Raw genomic sequence first — 2,383 nt, 5'->3', positions numbered from 1 at the left:
GGCTGAGAGGGCGCCGGGGGACTGGGCGGGCAGCCCGCCGCTGTAGGTTCACGGCATGCCCGGCCACCTCGACCCCCGACTCCTGCGTGCCTTCGTCACCGTCGCCGAGGAGCTGCACTTCACCCGTGCCGCGGTGCGCCTCCACACGGCCCAGCAGGCCCTCAGCCGGGACGTGCGGCGGCTGGAGCGGGAGCTGGGCGCCGAGTTGTTCGTGCGGACCACCCGGCAGGTGACGCTCACGCCCGACGGAGAGCGGCTGCTGCCGTACGCCCGCCGCGTGCTCCAGGCGCAGGAGGAACTGCTCGCCGCCTTCGACCAGGCCCGGCCCCTGCTCGTGGACCTCAACTCCCCGGGCCTGGTCACACCGCGCCGCGTGCTGCACCGGGCGCGTGAACTCGCTCCCGGGCATGAGCTGATGGCCCGCTACGAGAGCGGCCTGACCGGGGCCGCCGGGGAGTTGCTCGCGGGCCGCCTGGACGCGTCGTTCGGACGGTTCGCCGGGCTGGACCCGGCGCTGCGGTCCGGGCTCGACCACCAGCCCGTGCGGTACGAGCCGATGGCTGTCGTACTGCCCGAGGACCACCGGCTGGCCGCGCTGGCGGAGGTGCCGCTCGCCGAGCTGGCCGGCGAGACCGTCTACGCGGGCGCCGGCAATCCCCGTACGCCGGAGTGGACCGGCCTCGCGCGGCTGCTGTTCGAGGGGCGGTGCATCGAGATCGCGCCACCGGCGCCACTGGCCGTCGGGGACGAGGAGTTCCAGCGGGTCATGGCCCGTACGCGCAACCCGGTCCTGGCCGTCGTGGGGTTCCCGGCCCTGCCGGCGACGGTGTCACGTCCTCTGGTCGATCCCGTTCCGCTTTCGCCCGTGTCGCTGGTGTGGCGCAAGGGCCTGACGCATCCCGCGCTCGACGCGCTGCGACGGGCGGCGGCGCTGCTCGCGGTGGAGGAGGGGTGGCTGCGGAGGCCCACCGGGGGGTGGGTTCCGGCCACCGATGATGTCCTCATGATGTCTCGCCAGTGACACGATTCCGCACGTGGTCCGCACATATCCTTCGCGTGCGCTACATTCGACGCCTGAGCACGGTGTGGTAATGGGGGGCGCTCTGGACGGGTTGGGGACCCGGTCCGGACGACGGGTGCTCAGGTCGTACGCGCACCTGAACCATCCCGTGGGGGGAAGTGCGTGCGTGTGAAACCGTGGCGAGAAGACGCCCAACCTGAATGGCCCGAGGTCGCAGCGGCGACCGGTGAACTCCTCGCGGACGGCAGAGCCCGGGACCGGAGAGCCACGCAGGCGTTCTCCGGCGGCGACATCCAGGTGACGGGCGCCCGCCCGTCCGCCGGGACGGAGCTGACGGAGATACTGCGCGGCATTCCCCGGCAGAGCGAGGGCGAGGCCGACTCGTTCGCGGCGGGTCCCGGTACCCGGTCGGCCGTCCGCGACCCCTGGCAGGAGGACGCCGACCCGGTCGGGCACGTCCGGGCCGGGACCCTCGCCGGGCACACTCACGACCCGCACGAGGTCACCGTCCAGCTCGACGCCGTCCAGCTCAGGGACGGGTTCGTACGGCAGGTCGAGGAAGGCACCGGCACGGGCCCCGAAAGCACCGGCGACCGGCCTGTCTTCGTCGACGAGTCGGGCCGTCGCAGCCGCCGCTTCCGCCGGATCGGCATAACCGTCGCCCTGGTCTGCGGGGTCTACGCCGTCGTCATCGTCGCCACGCTGCTGTCGGGCAACTCCAACGCGCCCTGGCTGCCCGTGCCGGGCCAGAAGGAGGGCCGGCCGGCCGGGCAGGTCGACACCCCGCCGCAGCCCACGGAGTCGGCACCGGCCGGTGACACGGGCGCCACCGCCCCGGGCAGCGCGCCGACGACCGATGGGGCCACGGCACCTGCACTCGGCCCCAGCGCCCTCGAACCCGCGGCCTCCGCGAGCCCGGGCCGTTCCGGCGCGACCGCCGGGCCCTCGCCGACGGCGACCCCGACCACACCGGCCCCGGGGAAGGGCGTGACCGACCCGACCCCGACCGAGCCGGCGGACCCGCCGACCACGCCGGCGACCGACCCGACGCCGACGGTCGAGCCCACGCCAGAGCCGACCGAGCCCACGGGCGCCGGCGACAGCGGCGGCACCGACACGGTCGCCGAAGGCCCGCCCGAGACGCCGCCCGTCGCGCAGCCGCCCGTCGCGCAGCCACCCGTCGCGCAGCCGCCCGCCGCCTAGATCCGGTCGCGAGGGCGGCGCCCGCCGCGTCCGCCCTCCAGAGGAGTTCCGGGGGGGGACAGGGCGCTCCGGCGCCCCGTCTCAAGCCCCGAGTTCCCGGTCCCCCTGGACCGGAGGGACCCGATGACGCCGCGGAGCATGCCGGCACCGTCCCCGCAC

2 protein-coding genes are annotated in these 2,383 nt (G+C 75.2%); both read left to right on the top strand.

All coding sequences use genetic code 11. From position 1 onward, the window contains the following. The first annotated feature begins 55 nt into the window (after positions 1–55). Complete coding sequence (locus CA983_RS42800; RefSeq protein ID WP_086606012.1) at positions 56–1,021, top strand: LysR family transcriptional regulator; 966 nt, start codon at positions 56–58, stop codon at positions 1,019–1,021. A gap of 162 nt (positions 1,022–1,183) precedes the next feature. Then, positions 1,184–2,224, top strand: a complete 1,041-nt coding sequence (locus CA983_RS42795; RefSeq protein ID WP_244207342.1) for a hypothetical protein — start codon at positions 1,184–1,186, stop codon at positions 2,222–2,224. The last annotated feature ends 159 nt before the right edge of the window (positions 2,225–2,383 follow it).

Source organism: Streptomyces swartbergensis, assembly GCF_002148965.1.
In the GTDB taxonomy this organism is placed as follows: Bacteria; Actinomycetota; Actinomycetes; order Streptomycetales; family Streptomycetaceae; genus Streptomyces; species Streptomyces swartbergensis.
The sequence above is the reverse complement of the archived record's forward strand: the minus strand, read 5'-3'. Positions and strand labels throughout refer to the sequence as shown.